The sequence below is a fragment of the Streptomyces sp. SYP-A7185 genome (genome assembly GCF_046103685.1).
In the GTDB taxonomy this organism is placed as follows: Bacteria; Actinomycetota; Actinomycetes; order Streptomycetales; family Streptomycetaceae; genus Streptomyces.
The window spans coordinates 5,143,934-5,163,948 of sequence record NZ_CP122310.1 but is presented as its reverse complement, the minus strand read 5'-3'; the positions used below and the strand labels follow the sequence as shown (position 1 = coordinate 5,163,948).

At 69.8% G+C, this 20,015-nt stretch carries 17 protein-coding genes, 1 tRNA gene and 1 pseudogene; 12 read left to right on the top strand and 7 right to left on the bottom strand.

What is annotated here, in order from left to right; all coding sequences use genetic code 11:
- Positions 1-108 precede the first annotated feature (108 nt).
- A complete protein-coding gene (locus tag QBL25_RS22670) occupies positions 109-2,391 on the top strand; it encodes a transglycosylase domain-containing protein (RefSeq protein ID WP_409058847.1) in 2,283 nt (760 codons plus the stop codon).
- Positions 2,392-2,554: 163 nt separating this feature from the next.
- Here the strand turns inward: QBL25_RS22670 and QBL25_RS22665 are convergent, their stop codons facing one another.
- The gene (locus QBL25_RS22665) at positions 2,555-3,019 is read right to left on the bottom strand and encodes a GatB/YqeY domain-containing protein (RefSeq protein WP_365825907.1); all 465 of its coding nucleotides are present in this window, start codon (positions 3,017-3,019) and stop codon (positions 2,555-2,557) included.
- A gap of 75 nt (positions 3,020-3,094) precedes the next feature.
- Between QBL25_RS22665 and QBL25_RS22660 the strand changes: the two genes are divergently transcribed.
- The 3 genes from QBL25_RS22660 (at position 3,095) to QBL25_RS22650 (ending at position 5,264) form a co-directional block, all read left to right on the top strand.
- Positions 3,095-4,036: a metallophosphoesterase gene (locus tag QBL25_RS22660; RefSeq protein ID WP_409058846.1), complete on the top strand. Its 942-nt coding sequence runs from the start codon at positions 3,095-3,097 to the stop codon at positions 4,034-4,036.
- 353 nt (positions 4,037-4,389) lie between these two features.
- A complete protein-coding gene (locus tag QBL25_RS22655; RefSeq protein ID WP_409058845.1) occupies positions 4,390-5,136 on the top strand; it encodes a Pr6Pr family membrane protein in 747 nt (248 codons plus the stop codon).
- A 54-nt stretch (positions 5,137-5,190) separates the two neighbouring features.
- A tRNA-Pro gene (locus QBL25_RS22650) sits at positions 5,191-5,264 on the top strand.
- A gap of 75 nt (positions 5,265-5,339) precedes the next feature.
- Here the strand turns inward: QBL25_RS22650 and QBL25_RS22645 are convergent.
- Positions 5,340-5,558, bottom strand: a pseudogene (locus QBL25_RS22645) (site-specific integrase); the annotation flags it as partial.
- Positions 5,559-5,691: 133 nt separating this feature from the next.
- Here QBL25_RS22645 and QBL25_RS22640 point away from each other — a divergent pair.
- The 4 genes from QBL25_RS22640 (at position 5,692) to QBL25_RS22625 (ending at position 9,898) form a co-directional block, all read left to right on the top strand.
- A complete protein-coding gene (locus QBL25_RS22640; protein ID WP_409058844.1) occupies positions 5,692-6,117 on the top strand; it encodes a hypothetical protein in 426 nt (141 codons plus the stop codon).
- Between the two features lie 383 nt (positions 6,118-6,500).
- Positions 6,501-6,848 carry a hypothetical protein gene (locus tag QBL25_RS22635; RefSeq protein WP_409058843.1) on the top strand — a complete coding sequence of 116 codons (348 nt, stop codon included), beginning with the start codon at positions 6,501-6,503 and terminating at the stop codon, positions 6,846-6,848.
- 141 nt (positions 6,849-6,989) lie between these two features.
- The gene (locus QBL25_RS22630) at positions 6,990-7,673 is read left to right on the top strand and encodes an ABC transporter ATP-binding protein (RefSeq protein WP_409058842.1); all 684 of its coding nucleotides are present in this window, start codon (positions 6,990-6,992) and stop codon (positions 7,671-7,673) included.
- Positions 7,673-9,898, top strand: a complete 2,226-nt coding sequence (locus QBL25_RS22625; RefSeq protein ID WP_409058841.1) for a permease — start codon at positions 7,673-7,675, stop codon at positions 9,896-9,898. Before QBL25_RS22630 ends, QBL25_RS22625 begins: the two co-directional genes overlap by 1 nt.
- Positions 9,899-10,045: 147 nt before the next feature.
- Here QBL25_RS22625 and QBL25_RS22620 read toward each other — a convergent pair whose 3' ends face one another.
- Positions 10,046-10,294, bottom strand: coding sequence for a hypothetical protein (locus QBL25_RS22620; RefSeq protein ID WP_409058840.1), 249 nt, complete (start codon positions 10,292-10,294; stop codon positions 10,046-10,048).
- Between the two features lie 117 nt (positions 10,295-10,411).
- Positions 10,412-10,957 (bottom strand): hypothetical protein, encoded by a 546-nt coding sequence (locus QBL25_RS22615; protein ID WP_409058839.1) that lies wholly within the window; start codon positions 10,955-10,957, stop codon positions 10,412-10,414.
- 206 nt (positions 10,958-11,163) lie between these two features.
- On the opposite strand from QBL25_RS22615, the gene QBL25_RS22610 reads away from it, so the two are divergent.
- Positions 11,164-11,778, top strand: a complete 615-nt coding sequence (locus tag QBL25_RS22610) for a hypothetical protein (RefSeq protein ID WP_409058838.1) — start codon at positions 11,164-11,166, stop codon at positions 11,776-11,778.
- 180 nt (positions 11,779-11,958) lie between these two features.
- Here the strand turns inward: QBL25_RS22610 and QBL25_RS22605 are convergent, their stop codons facing one another.
- Complete coding sequence (locus QBL25_RS22605; RefSeq protein ID WP_409058837.1) at positions 11,959-12,798, bottom strand: class I SAM-dependent methyltransferase; 840 nt, start codon at positions 12,796-12,798, stop codon at positions 11,959-11,961.
- 185 nt (positions 12,799-12,983) lie between these two features.
- Here QBL25_RS22605 and QBL25_RS22600 point away from each other — a divergent pair, with 185 nt between their 5' ends.
- Positions 12,984-14,759 (top strand): prolyl oligopeptidase family serine peptidase, encoded by a 1,776-nt coding sequence (locus tag QBL25_RS22600; protein ID WP_409062739.1) that lies wholly within the window; start codon positions 12,984-12,986, stop codon positions 14,757-14,759.
- A 147-nt stretch (positions 14,760-14,906) separates the two neighbouring features.
- The gene (locus tag QBL25_RS22595) at positions 14,907-15,731 is read left to right on the top strand and encodes an SURF1 family protein (protein ID WP_409058836.1); all 825 of its coding nucleotides are present in this window, start codon (positions 14,907-14,909) and stop codon (positions 15,729-15,731) included.
- Positions 15,732-16,017: 286 nt separating this feature from the next.
- Here the strand turns inward: QBL25_RS22595 and QBL25_RS22590 are convergent, their stop codons facing one another.
- Positions 16,018-17,133, bottom strand: coding sequence for a hypothetical protein (locus QBL25_RS22590; protein ID WP_409058835.1), 1,116 nt, complete (start codon positions 17,131-17,133; stop codon positions 16,018-16,020).
- 320 nt (positions 17,134-17,453) lie between these two features.
- A complete protein-coding gene (locus QBL25_RS22585) occupies positions 17,454-18,113 on the bottom strand; it encodes a SigE family RNA polymerase sigma factor (RefSeq protein WP_409058834.1) in 660 nt (219 codons plus the stop codon).
- A 663-nt stretch (positions 18,114-18,776) separates the two neighbouring features.
- Here QBL25_RS22585 and QBL25_RS22580 point away from each other — a divergent pair.
- On the top strand, positions 18,777-19,988 hold the full coding sequence (locus QBL25_RS22580; protein ID WP_409058833.1) for an IS110 family transposase: 1,212 nt from the start codon (positions 18,777-18,779) through the stop codon (positions 19,986-19,988).
- Positions 19,989-20,015 lie beyond the last annotated feature (27 nt).

The following is a 20,015-nucleotide window of genomic DNA, read 5'->3' as shown; positions in this document are numbered from 1 at the left end:
CCCGACTCACCGCCCGATCCACCGCCGGATGTCACGATCCAGCACTCGAACATCCCGTGGAACCTTCGCTCCATCGGATTGCCCCTGGCAACGGATTAGGCTGCCCCCATGGGAAAGAAGCGCTCGGGCGGTGGTCTGTCACCAACTCAGCAGGCAGCGAAGTTCCTAGGTGTCAGCGTGCTCGCGGGAGCCGTGCTGGCAGGCATCGCTCTGCCCGCGGCCGGTGCGCTCGGCCTCGCGGCGAAGGGCTCGGTGGAGGGGTTCGACGAAATCCCGTCCAACTTGAAGCAGCCGCCGCTGAGTCAGCGCACCACGATCCTCGACCGTGAGGGCGGCGCGATCGCCACGGTCTACTCACGCGACCGCACGGTGGTCCCCCTCAAGGAGATCTCGCCGTACATGCAGAAGGCGATCGTCGCGATCGAGGACTCGCGCTTCTACGAGCACGGCGCGGTCGACGCGAAGGGCATCCTGCGCGCGCTGAACCAGAACGCGCAGAGCGGCGGCGTCTCCCAGGGCGCCTCCACGCTCACGCAGCAGTACGTGAAGAACGTCTTCGTCGAGGAGGCGGGCGACGACCCGACCAAGGTCGCCGAAGCCACCCAGCAGACCCTCGGGCGCAAGATCCGCGAGCTGAAGTACGCGATCCAGGTCGAGGAGAAGCTCGGCAAGAAGCGCATCCTCAGCAACTACCTGAACATCACCTACTTCGGCCAGCAGGCGTACGGAGTCGAGGCCGCGGCCCAGCGCTACTTCTCCAAGCCGGCCAAGAAGCTCCAGGTCCAGGAGGCCGCGCTGCTGGCCGGCATCGTGCAGTCCCCGAGCCGGTACGACCCGGTCAACGACACCGAGGAAGCCACCAAGCGCCGCAACGTCGTCCTCCAGCGCATGGCGGAGACGCACGACATCACGCAGGCGGAGGCCGAGGCGGCGAAGGAGAAGCCGCTCGGCCTCAAGGTGAGCACGCCCAGGAACGGCTGCATCACGGCGGTCAGCGGCGCCGGGTTCTTCTGCGACTACGTACGCGAGGTCTTCCTCTCCGACCCGGTCTTCGGCAAGACCAAGGAAGCCCGGGCCAAGGTCTGGAACCAGGGCGGTCTGCGGGTCAAGACCACCCTCGACCCCAAGGCCCAGCAGTCCGTGCAGGCCTCGATAAAGGATCACGTCAACCAGACCGACGACGTGGCGACCGCGGCCACCATCGTCGAGCCCGGCACCGGCAAGATCCTGGGCATGGGCCAGTCGCGCCCCTACGGTTTCAAGAAGGACGAGACGACGATCAACCTGTCCGTGGACGACTCCATGGGCGGCGGCGCGGGCTACCAGCCGGGATCGACGTTCAAGCCGATCGTGGCGGCGGCCGCCCTGGAGGGCGGAATGCCGCCGACCAAGAGCTATGACTCGCCGTACGAGATGCCGTATCCCAGCAGCGTCGCGGCGTGCGACGGCAAGAAGTGGCTGAACTCCGGCAACGCGAAGCTGACCAACGAGAACGAGGCCGAGGTCGGCCCGTACGACATGCGGGAAGCGACCGCGAAGTCGGTCAACACCTACTACGTGGAGATGATCGGCGACATCGGGATCTGCCCGGTGACGCAGATGGCCGAGAAGATGGGCGTGGAGCGCGCCGACGGCAGGAAGATCGACCAGGCGCCGTCGATCGCGCTCGGCACCCAGGAGATGTCGCCGCTGACGATGGCCGGCGCGTACGCCACGTTCGCGGCGCGCGGCAAGCACTGCACGCCCGTCGCGATCGAGTCGATCGCCGGCCCGGGCGGCAAGTCGCTGCCGGTGCCGAAGTCGACGTGCACGCGCGCGATGTCGGTGAAAACGGCCGACACCATCAACACCCTCCTGAAGGGCGTGGTCGAGGACGGAACCGGCAAGCAGGCCGGTCTCGGTTCCCGCGCGAGCGCGGGCAAGACGGGTACGACCGACTACCGCTACGCCGCCTGGTTCGTGGGCTACACCCCGAACATGTCGGGCGCGGTCTGGGTCGGCGACCCGCAGCACAAGAGGCGGATGGTCAACATCACCATCGGCGGAGTCCCGTACGGCAAGGTCTTCGGTGGTGAGGTGCCGGGTCCGATCTGGCGGGACGCGATGAGCGGCGCGCTCGCGGGCAAGCCGGCGCCGGGCTTCCACACCGTCCACATCCCGGGCGGCGACAAGGACAAGGACAAGGACAGGCCGCACGAGGACAACAAGCCGGGCGGCGGCGGTGGCGGCGACAACGGTGGCGGCGGGAACGACGGCGGAGGCGGTGGCGGCGGCAACGATGACCCGTGGCCGGACATCTCCCTGCCGCCGGACGTCATCGGCGGCGGCGGAAACGGCGGAAACGGCAACGGCGGCGGCAATGGGGGCGGGATCGGCGGCTGGGGCCGGTAGGCGGGGCTCGGGCGCGGTGGTTGGCCCCTGGCTCGGTAGGTGAGGTTCGGTAGGTGAGGTTCGGTACGTGAGGTTCAGTATGTGAGTGAGGGCGCTCCCTGGCTTCGGGGGGCGCCCTCAGTCGCGTATGCGCGTTACTCGTGACTGCTGTGAGTGGTGCGGCTCAGCCCGCGAGCAGCTTCTTCACGACGGCGGCGACGCGGCCGCCCTCGGCCAGGCCCGCGACCTTCGGGTTCACGATCTTCATGACCTGGCCCATGGCACGCGGCCCCTCGGCGCCGGCGGCCTTGGCCTCCTCGACGGCCTGGGCGACGATCGCCTGGAGCTCGTCCTCGGAGAGCTGCTTGGGCAGGTACTCGGCGAGGACCTCGCCCTCCGCCTTCTCCTTGGCGGCCTGCTCGGCGCGGCCACCCTGGGCGAAGGCCTCCGCGGCCTCGCGGCGCTTCTTCGCCTCGCGGGCGATCACCTTCTGCACCTCGTCGTCGGAGAGCTCGCGGGCCGTCTTGCCCGAGACCTCCTCCTTGGTGATGGCGGTGAGGGTCAGCCGGAGCGTCGAGGAGCGCAGCTCGTCACGCCCCCTGATCGCGGCGGTGAGGTCTTCCTGAAGCTTCGACTTGAGCGTGGTCATGCGGTGATTGTCGCAGGTGCGTACGGCCCGACGCCCGCAGATTTACGGGGCCTTCGGGTCTGACACGATGGGTGGATGCGCGCGCGATACGCAGTACCTCTGGGAATCACGGCGACGGCCGCCGCCGGTCTGGTCTATTCGGTGGGCATCGAGCCCCGCTCCTTCCGCTTGCGCCGGGTCACCGTGCCCGTGCTGCCGCCGGGGATGAGACCGCTCCGGGTCCTCCACCTGTCGGACATCCACATGGTGTCCGGACAGCGCAAGAAGCAGCGGTGGCTCCAGTCCCTCGCGGGTCTTCGCCCCGACTTCGTGGTCAACACCGGGGACAACCTCTCCGACCCCGAGGGCGTACCGGAGACGCTGGACGCGCTCGGCCCGCTGATGCAGTTCCCGGGGGCGTACGTCTTCGGCTCGAACGACTACTACGGGCCCAAGCTGCGCAACCCCGCCCGCTACCTCCTGGAGAAGTCGCAGGGCAAGCACGGCCTGAACGGCAACCCGCCCGCGGTCGGCGTGATCCACAACCCGTGGGAGGACCTGCGCGACGGTTTCGACGCCTCGGGCTGGGTGAACCTGACGAACACGCGGGGTGCGCTCAAGGTCGAGGGCTACGAGATCGGCCTGACGGGGGTCGACGACCCGCACATCAAGCGGGACCGGTACGAGCGGGTGGCGGGCGGCCCCGACGCGGGCGCCGACTTCTCGATGGGCATCGTGCACGCCCCGTACCTGCGGGCCCTCGACTCGTTCACGGCCGACGGCTACCCCTTGATCCTCGCGGGCCACACCCACGGCGGTCAGCTGTGCATTCCCTTCTACGGGGCGCTGGTCACCAACTGCGACCTGGACACGAAGCGCGTGAAGGGCCTGTCGCGCCACGAGGCGGAGGGCCAGCGGTCATACATGCACGTCTCGGCGGGCTGCGGCGCAAGCCGCTACACCCCGATGCGCTTCGCGTGCCCCCCGGAGGCGACGCTGCTGACGCTGACGGCGGCTGGGGATGGCAAGGGGGCTTGATTGTCGGGGGCTGGTGCCTGGCGCTGGGGGGCGGGTTTTTCGGGGGGCCGGGTGCCGGTGAGGGTCCCCGGGGGGAGGGAGGGACGGCTGACGGTGGCCTTCCGCCCTGGCGCCCTTCCGCCCTAGCGACCCTCCACTTCCACCCGGGCCGGGTGCCAGCGGGGCGGCGGACGGTCGCCCCGCGGCGCTGATGGCTCTCCGCCTGGCACTGATGGCCCTCCCCCCTTGGGGCCTGCCCCCTCCGCTACCTGATTGCGCGAGCGGAGGGGCGGGCGAGACGGGGCCGGTGCCGTCCCTCCCCGTGCGGACGCGGTCCGGGGGCGCGCGGGCGGGAGCGTGCATACCGTGGAGCCATGATCACGCCGACGCCGTGGGACGCGCCCACGGAGGCGGTCGTACCGCCGGTGCGCCGCCCCGTGGCAGGGGTGTTCCGCGCGCTGATCGCGCTGGCGGCGGCGACCGGCATCACGATCGACCTGTGCGTGGGCAATCCGCTGCGGGCGCTCAGCTACTTCACGATCCAGAGCAATGTGCTGGTGGCGGTGGTCTTCGCGCTGGCGGCACGCCAGGCGTGGCAGGGCCGGCGGCCGTTGCCGCCGCTGGTGACGGGCGGGACGCTGCTCTTCATCTTGATCACTGGCCTCGTCTACCACCTGATCCTGGCGAACGACGCGAGCGGCTTCTCGATGACGGGAGACGGGCCGGGAGACGCCGCGGCCCGGTCCGCCTGGCACAGCGTCTCGAACACGCTGCTGCATACGGTGACACCGATCGGGGCAGCCCTGAATTGGCTCCTGCTGACGACCCCCGGCACGTTCCGGCTGCGCGACGCCGCGCGCTGGATGCTGTATCCGCTGGCCTACCTGGTCTTCGCCCTGATCCGGGGCGCACTGATGGCCCCGGGCTCGGTGGCGCGGTACCCGTACCCGTTCCTGGACGTAGACACCCATGGCTACCCGGGGGTCCTGGCCAACGCGGTCTTCTTCGGCCTGGCCTTCTACGCCCTGGCAGCGCTCCTGGTGGGCCTGGACCGCATCCGCCCGGCTCCTCCGCCCAGGGGCCCGAAAACCGGATTTCGTCTCCGGGCGCTGGTCCGCTAAAGTAATCGATGTCGCCACGGCCAGCAGCAATGCGGGCAAGTGGAGCAACGACATCGGGGTGTAGCGCAGCTTGGCAGCGCGCTTCGTTCGGGACGAAGAGGTCGTGGGTTCAAATCCCGCCACCCCGACAGCTAAGCAGCAGGTCAGAGGGCCGGTACTGATTTCAGTACCGGCCCTCTGGCGTTGTGCGTGACTCCGAGTGCCTACCGCTTCGGCGGCGGTGCCGTACCGAAGATGCCGTCCATGGCGATGGCCCCCGTCTGGATCACCGGGCGGATCTGCTTCCGGTAGACCTCCTCGGTCACGGCCGTGCTGGAGTGCCCGACGAGCCGAGGGATCTCTTCGAGCGGGATCCCGCCATCCGACAAGATCGAGACGAAGGACGTACGGGTCTCCCGAGGTGTCCACTCGTGAGACTCGATCTCAATGCCGGGCATCTTCGCAGCCTGGGCTGCACTCAGCCCATCGAGCGATTGTGGGCACTGCACCGGCACTGTACGTTCCCGCTCACGGATCGCTGTAGCTCAACGGATCGCTGTAGATCAGGGGGCGGTGATGGCTGGATACGGCCGCGCGGACAGTGAATGGGAAGAGCTGGTACACGCCGGTCGTGGCTTCCTCGTCGAGCGCGCGAAGTTGGGCAAGCTCACCTCGTACACCGAGTTCAACGTGACTCTGAGCAGGCGAACAGGCTGCCGTCCCTTCGACTTCGAGCGGGCTGACGAGCGTGCCGCGATGGGGCATCTGCTCGGACTCATAGTGGAACGCGACCAGGAGATCGCCCCCTGCGACCCGCCTGTCATGCTCTCGGCGCTGGTGAACTACCTGGATGCCAATGACGCTGGCTCTGGCTTCTATCAGTTGGCCAAGGAGCTCCAGCTTCTGCCCATGAGCGCAACGGCAGATGAGAAGTTCGGCTTCTGGGTCAAACAAGTGAAGCAGCTGTACGAACGTCATGGAGCTGATCCAGCGCTGGCCTGAGGTCGAGCCCCCTGCGGGCGTCTGCGGACCATCGCAGGGCTCCGTCACCCTCGGCGGGGTGAGACGGATCACATGGTGGTTGGACGTTGAAGCGTCAACCGTCTACTTGTCGGTAAGAAAGCGCCAGGTCACAGGTGATCAATGCGCCTCGGCGGGAGGCCTTTCGGCTCAACTGGGAGGGCTGCGTCCGCTTGGTCTGCACCTAACTTGCAGTTAACTCCCGCCACTTGTGTGTCATCTGTGTTTACGTTTGCCGTGTCCTGCAGGGGGGCTCCAGCAGGGACACGCCGGCACAGCACCATTCAAAAGCCGTCGGCCACACGCCCCGTGGCCGTCGCTTCTTCGGCGTGCCCTCAACGTGTTCAGACAAAGGAGAAGGACGCATGACGAGAATGAAGATCGTTGCTGCTGCGCTGCTCACGGCGGCACTCGCGGTTCCTACGGCGACCGCCGTCGCGGCTGACTCCTATGGTGGCGGCGCCCATGCCTGGGCTCCTGCTGCCGGTGACACCGGGCGGATATCCGTCAAGGACAACAGCAGTGACGGAGACCCGGTGAAGGCCGAGTACTACCGGACGGCCAGCGCGGACACGAAGCGGACCCTGTGGAACCACAGCGGCCCGGGGACGACCGCCACCTCCGGTGACGGATCCAAGATCTACAAGTTCAAGGCTTGCGACGAGAACTACGGCAACCCGGACGACTGCGCGGATCACTGGACCATCCGCTAGTCCGGATCTCCCGGCTATCTCGGATCTCTCGGATATCCCGGAAGATCCCGGGTCTTCCGGATATCCACCGTCGCTTCTGCCGCACCAGCCCGGGACGGGCTGGTGCGGCGCCCCCTTTTCTGACACAAGAGGCCAGATTCTGTGAACCGAAATGATTCGTCCGGGCTCCACGTGAGCGGTCTGTGCTACCAAGTCGAGGGGCGGACTCTCCTCGACAGCGTGGAACTGTCCGTCGCCCCGGGTGAGTCGGTCGCGGTGACCGGGCCCAGCGGATCCGGCAAGTCGACGCTGCTGATGTGCATCCTCGGGCTGATCAAGCCGCAGGCTGGCTCCATCACAGCCGGCGGCAGGGAGATCACCGGGCTCCGGTCCGCGCAGCTCGCGCAGGCACGGCGGGAGACTCTGGGCATGGTCTTCCAGTTCGGCGAACTCCTCCCCGAACTGACCCCGGTGGAGAACGTCGCCCTGCCCATCCTGCTCGACGGAGGCCGCCACCACGACGCCTACCGGCGCGCGGAGGAGCTCCTGGACGAACTCGGCGTCCCCACCAGTACCACCCCCACCGGCATGCTCTCCGGAGGAGAGCGTCAACGGACCGCCGTGGCGCGCGCCTTGATCACCGAGCCCGCCGTCCTCCTCGCTGACGAGCCCACCGGCGCCCTCGACCCCGAGGCCAAGGACGGAGTCGCACGCCTGCTCTTCACCACGGCCCGTGAGCGCGGCTGCGCACTGCTCCTGGTCACGCACGACCCCTCGGTCGCCGACCGGGCCGACCGCCGCCATCAGCTCCAGGGCGGGGTCCTGGCCGAAGTCGGAGCCGTCTGATGCGAACGAGGACGCCGGCGGAGGGCACACGCGCGGAGGGCACCCGCACGGGCACGGAGGGCACCCTCACGGGGACGGCGCACACAGCAGGCACCCTGCTGAGGATCGGCCTTGCCGCAGGGCGCTCCACTCCCGGCGACCGTCTGCGCTGGTGGGGACTCTTCAGCGCAGCCTTCGCCGTCGCCTTCGTCGCCCTGGCGAGCATCGCCACCGTCGCCACCTTTGACGGCCGGGAGACCAGAGCGGACGCCCGCGGAGCGGTGATCACCGACAACAAGCATGCCGCGCTGCTGTATCGGGAAGGCGCCGACTCCGTCGGCAGCCGCCCCGTATCCGTCATTTTCCTCCACCCCCTCACGCAGAAGGCCCCTCTGCCCGCCGGTATCACGCACTGGCCCAAGCCGGGCGAGGTGCTGCTCTCTCCCGAACTCCTGCGCACCGGCGGCTCGGAGGGGATCCGCAGCCGGTACGGTTCGTTCGCCGGGACCGTCACCACCGATGGCCTGGTCACTCCCTCCGAGCGGATCGCCTACGTCCGGGTGGCGGACACTCCGCCCAAGGACGATGACCGGTGGATGCCTGTGGCCGCCTTCGGCTCCGGTGGCGGAGCCACGGGTGAGATGCCCGATCAGCCGCCGGTGACCTCGCCTCTCCTCGCGCTGTGGTCCCTGGCCGGCCTCCCCGCCCTCGCCTTGACCGTCGTAGCCGCGCGGGTGGGCTCCCGCTCTCGTGACCGGCGCAGCAGCCTGCTGCAAGCCCTCGGCGGGACATGGCGGCACCGGATGATCGTCAACGTCGGTGAGGCCGCGCTCCCGGCGGCGTTGGGCACCCTCGCCGCACTCATCCCGTACGCCGTCGCCTCCTCCTGGGACCTCCGCCTCGGGCCCACCGGATACATCCTCGACCACCGCGACGTACTGACCGCCTGGCCCACCGCGGTCGCGGCGGCCGTCGTATCGCTGCTGGCCGTGCTGGGCATCGTCGTGGGCACGCACCGCGTCCACCGGGACGGCAGGTCCACCCGCCCGGCGTCCTTCACCTCGCGTGTTCCCGCGTGGCGCCTGGCCGTCTGCGGCGTCGGTATCGCGCTGGTCCTGACAAGCCAGTACGCGCCGCAGAAGGCGCAGTTGGCCGTGTTCACCTGCGGCACCGTCGTGATGTGGGCGTTTCTGTCCTCCGTCGTGGCGCTCGTCACCCGGCACTTGGGCTCCTGGCTCGCCGAGAACGGCAGGCGCAAGGGGCACGCGGGCCGCCTGATCGGCGGACGGTGGACGCATACTCATCCCGGCGTCATCGTCCGGCTGGCTCTGGCGATGGTGATCGGCATCGGGATCGTCGCGCAGATGCAGGTGTGGACCAGCAGGCTCGGAGTGCGGTCGCAGGTGGCCGCCGAGACTCACCACCGGATCAAGGACACGGTCATCCAGCTGACCACCGGTGGCATGACGGCGGCACAGACGGAACAGTTCCGCTCCTCCCTTCCCGCCGGGTCGCTCCTGCTCGTCCGCGCCTTCCACGATCCGGGCCCGCCGAAGGATCCGTGGGTGACGATCGCAGGCTCCTGCGCAGACCTGCGTACCCTGCGGGTCGCCTGTCCCGGCGACACGAAGACACCGGTCGGCACCAGCCCTCAAGTGCAGGAGATGCGCCGCTGGTACGGCAACGTCAAGTTCGCACAGACCACCCGGGTCTCCGTGCGGCCGGACGGCTCACAGTCCCTCGTCGTCGTGACTCCCGAGCCGGGTCAGCTCACCGCGGTGAAGGAAGCCGCGTACACGCTTCCCAATCCTTCGGTGCAGGTCGAGACGCTGGGGGGAAACTGGCTTGGCTCCTCGCGCGCCCATCTGGCGAACTGGATCCAGCTGTTCGGTGTCACCGGCATCCTCTTCATCCTCCTGGCGGGTGCGGTCAGCGCGGCCGCCGAATTCGTCCGCATCCGCCATGCGCTGGCCCCGCTCTCCGTCCTGACGGGTCGTCGCCGGGTCTTCCGGTCCGTGAGCTCATGGCACCTGACCGTCCCCTTGCTCATCGCCACGGTCCTGACCGGGGCAGTCACGGCGTGGCACTCGGTGTTCTTCATCTCCCTGGTGCAGGAAGGATCCGTGTCGTGGACCGTCCTGGCAGCGGGCATCTCGACGTGCGCCGTGGTCTCACTCGCCGTCGGGTTCCTCGGCGCCCGCGCGGCAGCACGAGAGGCCGACCAGTGGAAGCCCGTCGCGGATTGAGCGGCTGCCGGTCGCGCACACGAAGCGGGGCTTGATGGCCGCTTCGGTCGCGTATGGGGGCCAGGTACGGGGGCGCAGGGCGTAGTCCGGTGAGGCACCTACGGGTTTTCGTAGGTGCCTCGGCTGTACTTGTGCGTGCGTCCTGCGTCAGTTCTTTCGGCGGCGGCCCTGTGCATAGGGGCCGTCGCGTTCATACCGTCGATATTCCTCGTCGGTGGGGTCGCGGTCGTCGGCGGTCGTGCCGTCTCCCGGGGCCGCTATGTGTTCCCCCTTGTCGATCTTGGCCAATAACGAGGCAAGGGGGTCCGGCGGATCGTCGCTGAAGCGGCCGGGGACGCGCTTCGGTGGCGTGTCCTGCTTCGATGGCGTGTCCGGCTTCCCTGTCGTTCCGCTCATGAGCAGCCCCCTCCGACTCTCAGCGATCCACTGGGGATCTTTCCCCAGAAGGGCCCGGGGCACTCGGCTTCGGGAGTGTCAGTGTTGTGCGGGATCAAGTGCTGCGTCGTTGTGCGTCTACGGGTGGCGTGGGGCTGTTTCTTCGAGGGCCGGGTCTTCGGTTCGGAAGCGGAAGGCCTCGGTGACACCGAGGCTTTTTCGGGCGGCCAAGTAGAACGCGTCGCGCTTCTCCTGGAACTGACGGAGAGCCTGAAGCCAGTCCGCCGGAGTCGCCGGGCGCTGCTCGCGGGCGATCTGCTCCAGGATCCAGGCGTGGCGTTGCAGTGCTCGGGCCGCCGAGATGGTTTCGGCGTCTCCCATGAGGAGGACGGCCTCGAACGCGTAACCCCGCTCCAGTTCGGCGTCGGCCAGCATCGTCAGACCGGCCTCCTGCTCCAGGGGTTGAGGGAGGTCGAACAGCCCTCTGTTTGCCGCCAGCCGCCCTGCCAAGGAAGTGAACCTCTTGATCGCGTCGGCGTATCGGAGGTAGGCCTCCAGGCGGCGTTCGTCCCAGCGCGTGGAGAGTTGGCGGCGCCAGCGCGATCTCTCCATGAGGGCCCCGCCCACATAGGACGCCGCCGCGCCGACAAGTACCCCTATCAACGTGAACAGCTGTCCGGACATCGCTCCCCCGTCACTCGTTTCGCACCTCGGGTGACCCTACTGTCAGGGGAAGTTGGGCTTCGCGGCGGTGGGGCGGGAGCAGGGTCAAGACTTTGGCCAGGGATGTCGTGCCCCGTTCCGCTCGCCCTTTCGTGGTGCCACCATGCGGAGTCCATGGGTACCGAGGGGGCTGGCGCCTTTCTCGGCGGGGGCGGGTGGAGGAACTGATGGCTGAGGTGTTCTTGCGGCGGCTGACGCGGTGGCAGGCGGAGCAGCAGCGGGAGGCGGTCGCCGACCTCTATGTCGAGGCCTACGAAGGAGACGCCGGCGCCGAGTACCGGGACCGGCAGGGTTTTCTGCGTGTTTTCGAAAGCACCGTGCAGCGGCTCGACTTCGACATGGTCGTCGCCGGCGCGGCGGGGCTGGTCGGCTGCCTCTACGGCTACCGCGCGGCGCGTACCGGCGACTGGTGGGAGGGGTTCCGCGGGGTGCTGCCGCCGGAGGTCGAGGAGAGTACGGCGGCGGGCCGTGTCTTCATCCTCACCGAGCTGATGGTGCTGCCCGCCTATCGGCGCCAGGGGGTGTCCGACCGTCTGCGTACGTTGCTGCTCGTCCGGCACGCCACGGATCTCGTCGTCGCCGTCATCAAACGGGACGACGACCTGGGGCGTGAGGTCCTGCGGTCCTGGGGGTGGACCAAGCTCGGCGAGTTCGATCCGGCCGGGCCCGGCTCGACCGCGCCGCCCCGCCGCGGGGAGGGCGAGGCCGCGGCGTCACCGCCCGAGGGGCTGGTGTGGGAGGGGTGGATGCGGCCGGTCGGCGGCAGTGTCGGCGTCGGCTAGGCGAGGAGTCGGCCGGGGAGCGGCGGCGGCTTGTGGCGTTCCCCGGCTCGCCTTCTGGGGCGTCCTCGGCTCGTGGGGCGTCCTCGGCTTTGGGGCGTCCTCACCTCGTAGGGCGGGTTGTCTTCGGCTTGTGGGGCGGTCTCGTCTCCCTTTTAAGGCGTCCGTCTGGCTCGCGTTCTCTTACGGCTTCGTCTTGCGGGGCTTGCTTGCCCGTAGGGAGTACATGAGGGGGATCCGGGGCCGGGCCGTCGGGAAGCGGTAGGTGTCGCCGCTGCGTTCGAGGGTGCCGAAGCGCTCGAAGAGCGTCGTGTCGTGCTCGTGGAGGAAGTCGATCCGCAGGCCCGCCGCCGCCAGGGCCGAGACGACCTCGCCCACCGGGTGCTGCCACTCCACCGTGCGGTTGTGGACCGTGGGGGTGGTCATGTCCGCGTAACCGCCGGGGGTGTCCTCGATCCAGGCGTCGCGGGCGAAGTAGTCGTACTCGATCTTTGAGCCCGTCGCGTCGTCCAGGATGTCCGCCAGCGGATGGAACTCGGAGAGGTAGAGGAAGCCGCCGGGCGCGACGAGCGCGGCCGCGGTCTCGGCCCACCGCTGGATGTCGGGGAGCCAGCACAGGGCGCCCACCCCGGTGTAGACGATGTCGTACGAGGAGTCGGGCACCGCCTCTGCGGCGTCGTACACGTCCGCGGCCACGAAGGACGCCTGGTCGGCGCTGAGGCCGAGCTCGGCGGCGAGGTCGCGCGCCGCCTCCACGGCGGGTTCGGAGAAGTCGAGGCCGACCACGCGGGAGGCCCCGTGCCGGGCCCAGGAGAGGGTGTCCAGGCCGATGTGGCACTGGAGGTGGAGCAGCGAGCGCCCGGTGACGTCGCCGACCTCGGCGAGCTCGAAGTCGCGCAGCGGGTCCTTGCCGGCGCGGAAGGCTTCGAGGTCGTAGTAGTCGCTGGCGAGGTGGAGGGGGACGCGCTCGTCCCAGCGTCTTCGGTTGGCCTCGCGCCAGTCGGACGGGGTCGGTGAGTACATTCAAGAAAGTTATCCACAGGCTGGGGACCCTCGCCAGCGGATTGTCGGCGTGGACGTGCACTATGGGGTCCATGAGCGACTTGGGTGCGGGTGCAGGGAACGGCGCGGGAAACGCGGGGGACGCGGAGAACGCAGCAGAGGCGAGGACGGGCGCGGGGACGGGCGCGAGCGCGGGCGGCGCGGAGATGGCGGACTGGGAGAAGCGGTTCCGGGCGCCGCGCGTGTCCCTGCCCGACTGGGCCGAGGACGCCCCTGACCGCTCCTTGTTCGTGTCGAACGCGACGGGGACGTACGAGCTGTACGCGTGGGACCGCGCGAGCGGCGAGCAGCGCCAGGTGACGGACCGGCCGAACGGCACGACGGACGGGATCCTCTCGCCGGACGGCGAGTGGATCTGGTGGTTCAACGACACGGACGGCGACGAGTTCGGCGTGTGGATGCGCCAGCCGTTCGCGGGCGGCGGCACCGACGAGCCCGCGGTGCCGGGTCTCGAGGCGTCGTATCCGTCGGGTCTCGCGCTCGCGCGGGACGGGCGGATGGCCGTCGTCGGCCGCTCGACGGACGACGACGGCTCGACGATCCACGTCGTACGCGCGCCGGGCGCCGACCCCGTCGAGATCTACCGCCACCGCGAGTCCGCGGGCGTCGGCGACCTCTCCCACGACGGTTCGCTGATCGCCGTCGAGCACACGGAGCACGGCGATGCGATGCACTCCACCCTCCGGGTGATCAGGCCGGACGGTTCCACGGTCGCCGAGCTCGACGACACCAAGGGCGGCACGGTCGAGCTGGGCCTTGAGGTCCTCGGTTTCGCGCCGGTCGGCGGGGACACGCGGCTGCTCGTCGGGCATCAGCGGCGCGGCCGCTGGGAGCCGATGGTGTGGGACGTCGCGTCGGGCGAGGAGACGGAGCTCGTGCTCGACCTGCCGGGTGACGTGAGCGCCGAGTGGTATCCGGACGGCTCCGCCCTGCTCGTCGCGCACAGCTTCGAAGCCCGCAGCGAGCTGTTCCGGTACGTGTTCGCCTCCAGTGAGCTGATCGAGGTCGAGACGCCCGCGGGGTCGGTGTCGGGGGCGACGGCACGGCCGGACGGCAGCGTGGAGTACTTGTGGTCGTCGGCCGCCGAGCCGCCGGTCGTGCGCTCGACGTCCGGCGGAGTCGTGCTGGACCCGCCGGGCATGAAGGCTCCGGCGTCCGTCCCGGTGGAGGACGTGTGGGTGGAGGGCCCCGGCGGCCGGGTCCACGCCCTCGTGCAGAAGCCTGCCGGCGCGAGTGGCCCCCTCCCGACCATTTTCGAGATCCACGGCGGGCCGACGTGGCACGACAGCGACGCGTTCGCCGCGGGCCCGGCGGCCTGGGTGGACCACGGGTACGCGGTGGTGCGCGTCAACTACCGCGGCTCGACGGGGTACGGCCGTGAGTGGACGGACGCCCTCAAGCACCGGGTCGGCCTGATCGAGCTGGAGGACATCGCGGCGGTACGGGAGTGGGCCGTGACGTCGGGCCTCGCGGACCCGGACCGCATCGTCCTGGCCGGCGGCTCCTGGGGCGGGTACCTCACGCTCCTCGGCGTCGGCACGCAGCCGGACTCCTGGGCGGTGGGCCTGGCGGCCGTCCCGGTCGCGGACTACGTGACGGCGTACCACGACGAGATGGAAGCCCTGAAGGCCATGGACCGCACGCTGCTCGGCGGTACGCCCGAGGAGGTTCCCGAGCGCTTCGAGGCGTCGTCCCCGCTGACGTACGTGGACGCGGTGAAGGCCCCGGTCTACATCTCCGCGGGCGTGAACGACCCGCGCTGCCCGATCCGCCAGGTCGAGAACTACGTGGACCGGCTCAAGGCGCGGGACGCGGTGCACGAGGTGTACCGGTACGACGCGGGGCACGGCTCGCTGGTCGTGGACGAGCGGATCAAGCAGGTGCGGTTGGAACTGGACTTCGCCGCGCGGCACCTTCGGTAGGCGAGAGGGGCCGGGGCGGGGGGAGGCGTGGGTGTGTGTGGGGGGGGTGGGGCTGCGGTTGTGGCATCTCCCCCCTCGCCTCCCGGCCCCGCTGGTTTCGCGAACCCCGCGAGGCCTCTCCGCCGGGCGCCCCCGTACCGTGGGGGTGTGTACCGGTTCCTGCTGACGCCCCGATGGTGGGGGATCAACGTCTTCGTACTGCTGGCCATCCCCGTCTGCATCTTCATGGGGTCATGGCAGCTGGGGCGGTTCGAGGACCGCGTCGAGGCGCATGACGCCGCTCAGGAGCAGGCGGACCGGCAGGCGTCGCCCACGCGGGCGCAGGAGAAGCCCCGGCCGCTGGACTCGATGCTCCCCGTGGACAAGGAGACGTCCGGGGAACTCGTGTCGGCCAAAGGGCGGTACGGCAAGCAATTGCTGGTGCCCGACCGGGAGTTGGACGACAAGTCCGGCTACTACGTCCTGACCCTGCTGCGCACCGGCGACGGCAAGGACCTGCCCGTCGTACGCGGCTGGCTCCCCGGGGACGCGAGTGCGGCCAAGGCTCCCGCCGCGCCCACCGGCGAGGTCACCGTGAAGGGCGCGCTCCAGGCTTCCGAGAGCCCTGGTTCGAACGGGGTCAGCGCCACCGGAGGGCTGCCGGACGGGCAGCTGGGCGCCATCAGCGCGGCCTCGCTGGTGAACCTGGTCGAGGGCGATGTCTACGACGCCTGGGTCACCCTGGAGAAGGGCGACTCCGGGATGAAGGCGGTGCCGGCGGCGGCGCCGGAGAACTCCGGGCTCGACCTCAAGGCCTTCCAGAACCTCGGTTACACCGGGGAGTGGTTCGTGTTCGCGGGGTTCGTCGTCTTCATGTGGTTCCGGTTGTTCCGCCGGGAGCGGGAGTTCGCGCGCGACGCCGAGCTGGGGCTCCTGCCGGAGGATTCCGCCACGGCTGACGGGGCCAGGGCAGCCGGGGTCCGCGCGGGCTGAGGCCCTGCCCGGGCGACCGTCACTTCCCCGGGCCACCGCCCACTCCGAGCCACGGTCACTCCCCCAAGCCGCCGTCTTTCTCCCGGGCCACCGTCACTCCCCCGGGCCGTCCTCACTTCCGGCCGCCCCAGCCCACCCGAGCTGCACCCGAGCTGCACCCGAGCTGCACCCGAGCTGCACCCGACGTCGAACGGGCCGGATCCCCAGAAGGATCCGGCCCGTCTCGTTTGGTTCGTACTGCTGGCGCTGCCTACGGCGCCCACATCGCTGACGACGCCCGCCTCGCCTACGAAGCCGACAGCATTCCCGTCCGGTACACCGTCCCCGCGCACGCGTTGGCGATCGTCGCGCCCGCCGCGGGTGAGCCCTGGGAGGCGGTCAGGGAGACCGTGACGCTGCCGTCCAGTACGCCGCCGTCCTCGCGGACCATCTGGGGCTCCACGCCGCCCGGCGAGCCGCTCTCGGAGCCGCCGCCCTCGGTGGGGCTCGGGTCGGGCGACGGTTCACCGCTGTCCGTCGGGCACGCTTCCGTGGGCACCCAGGCGAACTTCACCTCGTACGCGGCGCCCGGCTGGAGGACCAGCGAGCTGAGGGCCTGCGACGGGTCCGGAAGGCCCGTCGCCGCGTCGCCCGCCACGTGGTCGGTGACGACGATCTTCGCGGGGTCGGCCGCACCCGCCGCGGCCGTGCTCACGCCGCCGGGCGAGGTGACCGTACAGCTGCTGCCGGAGACGTTGGCGATGCGGAAGGTGCCGTACACCTTGCCGTCGGCCTCCGCGCCGCCCGTGCTACCGCTGGCGTTGCCGAGCTGGTCCACCGTGCAGGCGGGCGAGTCGGCTGATGCCGTACCCGCCGGGTCGGGACCGCCGGTCGCACCGCTGCTGGCCTCGCCCTTCCCCTTGTCGCCCTTCTTGTCCTTCTTGTCTTTCTTGTCCTTCGACTTGGAGGGGCCGGAACCGCTGTTCTTGCCCTTCTCACCGCCGTCGGGGCCCTTGCCCTGGCTCGATCCGCCCTGGGTCTGCTCGCTGTTGCCCGCGATCGAGGGCCGGTCGTCAGAGCCGCCGCCGGAGTTCGTGACGTGCACGAGAGCGGGGATGGCGGTGCCGATGAAGAGCGCGGCGGCAGCCATGCCGACCACAGCCTGGCGCTTGCGCTGCCTGCGCGCCGGAACCGCGTGCCGCAGGCGCTCCAGGGCGTGGTCCCCCGGCTCGATCTCCTGGACGGCCGAGCGCATCAGCCTGCGCAGGGCCAGCTCGTCGGCGTCGGCGTTCGCGTCGGCGTCGGCGTTCGCATCGGCATCGGAGCCGTCCTGGCCGCCGAAGAGGGAGCTGATCCCGGAGCTCGCGGGCACAGCCCCGGCCTTCACGCCGGAGCCGCCCTCAGCCTTGGAACCTTCCGGCACAACACCTTCCGGCCCGGAACCCTCCGGCCCAGCACCTTCGGCCCCAACACCTTCCGTCCCGGAACCCTCCGTCCCGGAACCCTCCGGCCCAGCACCTTCCGTCCGGGACCCCTCGGCCCCGGCACTCTCGGCCCCGGCACTCTCGACCCCGGCGCTCTTCGTGCCGGAAACCTCCGCCCCGGCGGCCCCGCTCTCGGATGACCCGGACCCGCTCTCGGACGCGGTGGGCTCGACACCCTCGGCGTGATTCACAGTTCCGTCCCCAGCATGCCGCTCAAACTCGGCGCTCTCGTGATGCTCGCGCCCGTACTCGTGCTTGCTCATGCCGGTGCCTCCATGGCGACCCGCAGAGCCGCGATCCCGCGCGAGCCGTACGCCTTCACCGACCCGAGCGATATGCCCAGGGTCTCGGCGACCTGCGCCTCGGTCATGTCCGCGAAGTACCGCAGGACCAGGACCTCGCGCTGGCGGCGCTGGAGGCCGCGCATCGCCTTGATCAGTTCGTCCCGCTCAAGGAGGTCGTACGCGCCCTCCTCGGCGCTCGCCATGTCGGGCATCGGCTTCGAGAGGAGCTTGAGCCCGAGGATGCGGCGGCGCAGCGCGGACCGCGAGAGGTTCACTACGGTCTGCCGCAGGTACGCGAGCGTCTTCTCCGGGTCCCGCACGCGTTTGCGCGCCGAGTGCACCCGGATGAACGCCTCCTGTACGACGTCCTCGCAGGAGGCCGTGTCGTCGAGAAGCAGCGCCGCCAGGCCGAGGAGCGACCTGTAGTGGGCGCGGTACGTCTCGGTCAGGTGGTCGACTGTGGTGCCCGCGCTCATTGCCTCCTCAGCGCCCTCGCGCTGCGTCGGAATGCGGGCTGATCTCGTGGTGGGCATGGGGGCGATCACCGGCATGCCGGCGGGCGCACGGGGACGGCGAGGCGGGCGAAGGACCGCACCCCTCGCCTGAACCGCTGTGAAATCGAGTACCTCTGCCACGCCTGTTGGACACGCCTACCCCCTGGAGGGTTGTACGCATCGCGCGGCGCGTTTGCGGCAGGCATCGTCGTCGTTGGTGACGATGCATCAATTGCCCCCATGCGTACCAGCTCTTCCCCTATGCCCAAAATTTCGCAGCGCTCAGGTCATGCCCCCGGGAGGGCGCTCGCAAAGACGCGCCCCGCCCGGCTGCCGGTTGCAGAGGACGGGGACGAATATTGCGAATCTTCGAACGCGGCAATGGTCCAGTTCAAGCGATCCTGGCCACCGAGTTGGACACAGAACTTACACAGATCCTGCAAAGGCTTGCGCCCCGGGGAGCCCTCCGAGGGCGCCACACCCGCCCGTCTGGACCCTTGTGCACCCTTCTGCGGCTTTCCGCACCACCCACCACGCAGGTCCAGACCTTCTCAAGCCTTCCCAGACCTTCCCAAGCGGCCCATTACCTTCGTTGTAGAGCCCGGTTCGGGTTCGTGGCCTCCGGGGCCGGTATGACTGGTTGCCCCTGTCCTTGATGATCCGGGGGGTGCTGTCGCCGGTCCTGGCGGCACCGGATGGTCGCTGATGGAAGCGTGTCCGCCGACAGGCAGGGCTGCGTAATGTAGCTGCCGATCTCCGGTGCCCGGGCGGGCCACCGGTTGCGACTCCGGGGAGGGAAACCCGGTGACCAGCAACGACTTCACGTCGATCGATGTGTTCTGTGCCCTGGACGTGGGCAAGTCCAGCCACCACGGCACGGCCTTGCAGGCCGACGGCCGCCTCACCTTCGACAAGCCGCTGCCCAACGGCGAGCCCCAGTTGCGGGAGCTGTTCACCCGCCTCCAGCGCAAGGGGAAGGTGCTGGTGGTGGTCGACCAGCCGGCCTCCATCGGCACCCTGGCGGTGACCGTCGCCCGCGCCTGCGGCTGCGAGGTCGCCTATCTGCCCGGCCTCTCGATGCGCCGGCTGGCCGACCTGCACCCCGGCACCGGCAAGACCGACGCCCGCGATGCCCATGTCATCGCCGATGCCGCCCGCACCCTGCCCCACCTGCTGCATTCCATCGACGTCGACGAGAGCGTGCGGGCCGAACTGACCATGGTCCTGGGCCACGACGACGGCCTCGCCCAGGACGCCACCCGCACCTCCAACCGGCTGCGCGGCCTGCTCACCTCGATCCATCCGGCCCTCGAACGCATCCTGGGGCCGCGCCTGCGCCACCCGGCCGTGCTGGCCCTGCTCCAGACGTTCGGCTCCCCGGCCGCACTGGCCCAGGCCGGCACCCAGGAGCTCATCGAGGTCATGACCGACGCTGCCCCGCGCATGCGCACCCCGCGGGAGCTGGCCGATCAGATCCATGCCGCGCTGGCCGAGCAGACCGTCCAGGTCCCGGGCACGGCATCGGCCGGCGAGATCATCTCCGGCCTGGCCGAAGCCCTCGCGGTCCTGCTCAAGCGCCGCGACATCCTGGAAAGCCGCGTCGCCGCCCTGCTGGAGGCCCACCCTCTCGCAAAGGTCCTGACCTCCATGCCCGGGGTCGCGGTCAGGACCGGCGCCCGCATCCTGGCCGAGATCGGCGACGCCGGCGCCTTCCCCACCGCCGCCCACCTGGCCTCCTACGCGGGACTGACCCCCACCACCCGTCGATCCGGGACCTCCATCCGGGGCGAAGGACCGCCCCGCGGCGGCAACAAGGCGCTCAAACGGGCCCTGTTCCTGGCCTCGTTCGCCTCGCTGAGCACTCCCGAATCCCGCGCCTACTACGACAGGAAACGAGCAGAGAACAAGCGCCATAACGCAGCCCTCATCTGCCTCACACGCCGCCGCGTCGACGTCCTGCACGCCATGCTCAAACACCGCACCCACTACCAACCCAGGCACGAACAGACAGCCTGACCAAACCCACAGACCTTGACCGAACAG